Annotated in this window: 5 protein-coding genes; all 5 read left to right on the top strand. The window is 57.3% G+C overall.

The window, feature by feature from the left end; all coding sequences use genetic code 11:
- Positions 1 to 451, top strand: a 451-nt coding sequence (locus DW754_RS06950) for a GDP-mannose 4,6-dehydratase (protein WP_118072016.1), incomplete at its 5' end; no start/stop codon positions are given.
- A 15-nt stretch (positions 452 to 466) separates the two neighbouring features.
- Positions 467 to 1,921 (top strand): sugar nucleotide-binding protein, encoded by a 1,455-nt coding sequence (locus DW754_RS06945; protein WP_117833479.1) that lies wholly within the window; start codon positions 467 to 469, stop codon positions 1,919 to 1,921.
- A 29-nt stretch (positions 1,922 to 1,950) separates the two neighbouring features.
- Entirely contained in the window at positions 1,951 to 2,859 is a 909-nt protein-coding gene (locus tag DW754_RS06940; RefSeq protein ID WP_118072015.1) for a hypothetical protein, read from the top strand.
- Positions 2,860 to 2,880: 21 nt separating this feature from the next.
- Positions 2,881 to 3,114 carry a hypothetical protein gene (locus tag DW754_RS10900; RefSeq protein ID WP_147336387.1) on the top strand — a complete coding sequence of 78 codons (234 nt, stop codon included), beginning with the start codon at positions 2,881 to 2,883 and terminating at the stop codon, positions 3,112 to 3,114.
- A gap of 100 nt (positions 3,115 to 3,214) precedes the next feature.
- The gene (locus DW754_RS06935) at positions 3,215 to 3,751 is read left to right on the top strand and encodes a hypothetical protein (protein ID WP_147329334.1); all 537 of its coding nucleotides are present in this window, start codon (positions 3,215 to 3,217) and stop codon (positions 3,749 to 3,751) included.
- Positions 3,752 to 4,094: the final 343 nt, after the last annotated feature.

Genomic DNA, 4,094 nt, shown 5'->3' with positions numbered 1-4,094 from the left:
GCACGTGGAGAAGTTCATCCCGCGCCAGATCACCAACATCATCGACGGTGTCCGCCCCAAGCTCTACGGGAAGGGCGAGAACGTCCGCGACTGGATCCACACCGAGGACCACTCCTCGGCCGTCTGGGACATCCTCACCAAGGGCCGCATGGGGGAGACCTACCTCATCGGCGCCAATGGGGAGAGGGACAACATCACCGTGCTCCGCATGATCCTCGAGGCGATGGGGCGCGACCCCGGGGACTTCGACTGGGTCGCCGACCGCCCCGGCCACGACCGCCGCTACGCCATCGACTCCACCAAGCTGCAGCGCGAGCTGGGCTGGAGGCCGGCGCACACCGACTTCGCCGGGGGCCTGAAGCGGACCATCGACTGGTACGTCGCCAACGAGTCCTGGTGGCGCCCGGCCAAGGAGGCCACCGAGGCCCGCTACCGCGCGCAGGGCCAGTAAGGAGGGGAGAGAGACATGGCAGACATCGCATTCGAGAAGGACCTCTCCGTCGCCGAGACCGGCATCGGGGGCCTCAAGGTCGTCGACCTCGCCGTCCACGGCGACTCGCGCGGCTGGTTCAAGGAGAACTGGCAGCGCGCCAAGATGTGCGCCCTGGGCATCCCGGACCTCCGCGTCGTCCAGAACAACGTCTCCTACAACGACAGCCGCGGCGTCACGCGCGGCATCCACGCGGAGCCCTGGGACAAGTTCATCTCCGTGGCCCGCGGCAGCGTCTTCGGCGCCTGGGTGGACCTGCGCGAGGGCAGCGAGACCTTCGGCAAGGTGTTCACCTGCACCCTGGACCCGAGCAGGGCCATCTACGTCCCGCGCGGCGTGGGCAACTCCTTCCAGGCCCTGGAGGACGGCACCGCCTACACCTACCTGGTTGACGCCCACTGGTCGCTGGAGCTCAAGAAGACGTACACGTTCGTGAACCTCGCCGACCCGGATCTCGCCATCGAGTGGCCGATCCCTCTCGACGAGGCCACCGTATCCGAGGCCGACCTCAACCACCCGATGCTCAAGGACGTCGTCCCCATGGCGCCGAAACGAACGCTCGTCACCGGCTGCAACGGCCAGCTGGGGCACGCCGTGCGCGCCCTCGCCGAGGAGCGCGGGGTCGCCAAGGACTTCGACTTCTGCGACATCGACACCTTCGACATGTCCGACCCGGACGCCTATTCGCGGTACGACTGGTCGCTCTACGGCACCGTGATCAACTGCGGCGCCTACACGGCTGTTGATAAGGCGGAGGCCCCCGAGGGCCGCGTGACCGCCTGGAAGGCCAACGCGACCGGGCCGGCCCTGCTCGCCCGCACCTGCGCCGGGCACGGCATCACCCTGGTCCACGTGTCCTCCGACTACGTCTTCGACGGCACGGCCGAGGTCCATACCGAGAACGAGCCGTTCAGCCCGCTGTCCGTCTATGGCCAGACCAAGGCCGCCGGCGACATCGCCGTGGCCGGGTGCCCCCGCCACTACGTCATGCGCAGCTCCTGGGTCATCGGCGAGGGGCACAACTTCGTCAAGACCATGAGGGGGCTGTCCGACCGCGTCGCCGACCCCGAGGACGGGCTCGCGCAGGTCACGGTCGTCGACGACCAGCTGGGCCGCCTGACCTTCACGCGCGACATGGCCGAGGCCATCTTCCACGTGCTGGGGACGCACGCCCCCTACGGGACCTATAACTGCACCGGCTCCGGCGCCGTCAAGAGCTGGGCCGACATCGCCCGCGCCGTCTTCGAGGCCGCCAACGGCAACGGGGGGAAGGTCGTGCCGGTTTCGACCGCCGACTACTACGCGAACGCCGCCGGCCCCGTCGCACCGCGCCCGGTCCACTCCGCGCTCGACCTGTCCAGGCTCGAGACCAGCGGCTTCCACATGCCCGACTGGGAGGAAGAGCTGGGGGAGTACCTCACAAAGCTTTAATATAAATTGTAGCGGCGGGAGGCGATGGCATGATTGATAGATATTCTTTTGAAGATTGGATGCACTACGGTAAACGAGGGAAGCGTGAGTATTCCTGTTTTCGATTTTATAGTGTAGGGCTCAGCAGGGGCATCCCCCTAGTGATATTGGACACCTTAATGAAATTTGGCTTTGGTGGGCTAATTGCTTGGTTCGCCAATCTTTTTGTGGAGAAGCTACTAACGGATGGCAAATTTCCTTGGGCCATTGATTGGCTTACATCTCATGTGAACATGGCGTCCATTCCATCCTTTCTCTTCATAGTTTGTTTGGTGGTAGGATGGGTTGCCGCGCATTCGCTCAGGCGGGGTTTTCGGAACGTGCGCCTGCTCGATGAGCTTCAAAGCTTTAACTATCAAGTAGAGAATGAGACATTAAATTCAGATGTTAATTTAAGCGAATTGGCAACTGTCTGCTGCAAGGGCGTCGCTTCCTGTTTTTCTATCTTTCGTCCTCATGCCGGAATAGGCTGCGCTATTAGGCTTGTGTGTCCCGGGAAATCTGATCATGAAGTTGGCTATGCAACGGTGGCTAGGGAAGGGGCATTGAATGCGACGAGATTTCAACATTCTCGACCACTTTCAATGGGTAGCAAGATCGTGCTTATGTTGCATAAAAAAGAGCTGTCTAATCATATCGTCATGCTTTGTCCCAATGTCGAAAAAGCCAGAGACTGCGGGCAGTTGGATAACGATGTTAATTCCGAGCATTTCGGGTCCGATGATCGTTGCATGATGATTTCTAGACTTGTTGCGCGAGATGGTTCGAACAATTCAATTATGGGGATCTTGTATGTAACATCCAACAGGCCAAATAAGCTCGGAATCGCTGATGTAAATCTCTATCTATTGCTTCATGATATTGTTAATCACGCTCTTTGCGCAAAAGCTGTTGCGTGATTAGCCTTTAGGAGGTTCATGATGGCATGCACCAAGAGAAGCTATCGGAAAAAGAAGAAACAGCCTTCTTGCCGTCCGCTTCTTTTACGCCAAAATAAATCTAGCATTAAGGCGAGCGTCAATGCCGCGCCTTCACACGCTGTTTTCTGTGAGTCTGCAGGCGGTTTAGTCTTAACTGATGTGAGAGATTACAGCCGCATCAGAAAAAACGGACCATCAGATGAGCTGGTTAAATTATTAGCATCAAGATTGTGATATATCTAACAACTTGGCTTGATGGCTTGCTTTTCGAATAACGGCCAGTGTGTAAGCGGCGGGCTGATTCTTGGTTTCATTCTGTGCCGAGGGAAGGTTATTGCTCATGGTCGCTTTTTGTGCTGTTGTTCAAGTAATTTGTGCATTTGTTACACTTTGCCTGACGGTTTATGTTGCCTTACGTGACACAAAGCATCTGAAGAAAACAGACGAGCGCCTGAAAACGGCCGAGAAGCTAGCGCAGCCATCTTCGATTGCTGCATGGCTTGAAAGAGATGCTACGGGTGATGCGCGTATCGTAATTCGCAACGACAGCAATCTTCCCGTATATGAGGTGGTTGCGACAATTGTCGTCACCCATGGAGCGGGGTGCTGCAAGGGTGAGGATTTGGAATCCCCATATCAATACAGGAAAATACTCGATTTGATTCCTCCGGGACTTCATTCGGTATCTATCGATATGGGCGGCTTCTACGGAATGCATCGACATCCGCTGGTCGAGATTGCCTTTGTATGTGCAAAGGGAAAATCCTGGGTCCGTCGCGGAGATGGCGCTCTGGACGAGCTTGATGTATCGCCGTTTAACTACTATGAACTTGGTCTTCCAATTGATTTTGATTCGATTGCGCCGTATTAATAGCCATCGGTACCGCTAAGTATTTTACGTAAAGTAGCTTAATCGACCCGGTTGCGGATGGGCCTCCGTCTCCCGTAGAGCGCCGAGTGTTTTCAGTGCTGCGGGTCGAATCCGTCGCTCTCTTCTGCGGCGATCTCCCGGAGCGCCGCGTCAATAATTTCCTGTAGGTCATCGTGTCTCTCGTTCACCACAATGATTCTCCTAATGCGGGCGTGTTGGCACCGCCAGCGTAGTGGCGGCGGGCAGGCAGGGTGGCCATTATTCGGTGACCGCTATTGGTCAAAATCATTGGCTCTGTTAGACCAAGATTGACATACATGTGTCCCCACGGTGCCATATCGTT

It is taken from the genome of Collinsella sp. AM29-10AC (assembly GCF_003469085.1).
Lineage (GTDB): Bacteria > Actinomycetota > Coriobacteriia > Coriobacteriales > Coriobacteriaceae > Collinsella.
Note: the sequence above shows the minus strand (reverse complement) of the source record. Positions and strands in the feature narration are given on the sequence as shown.

Excerpts from the sequence above, each read along its gene's own strand:
- DW754_RS06945 (WP_117833479.1), top strand. The coding sequence starts at position 467 with ATGGCAGACATCGCATTCGAGAAGGACCTCTCCGTCGCCGAGACCGGC.
- DW754_RS06940 (WP_118072015.1), top strand. The coding sequence starts at position 1,951 with ATGATTGATAGATATTCTTTTGAAGATTGGATGCACTACGGTAAACGA.
- DW754_RS10900 (WP_147336387.1), top strand. The coding sequence starts at position 2,881 with ATGGCATGCACCAAGAGAAGCTATCGGAAAAAGAAGAAACAGCCTTCT.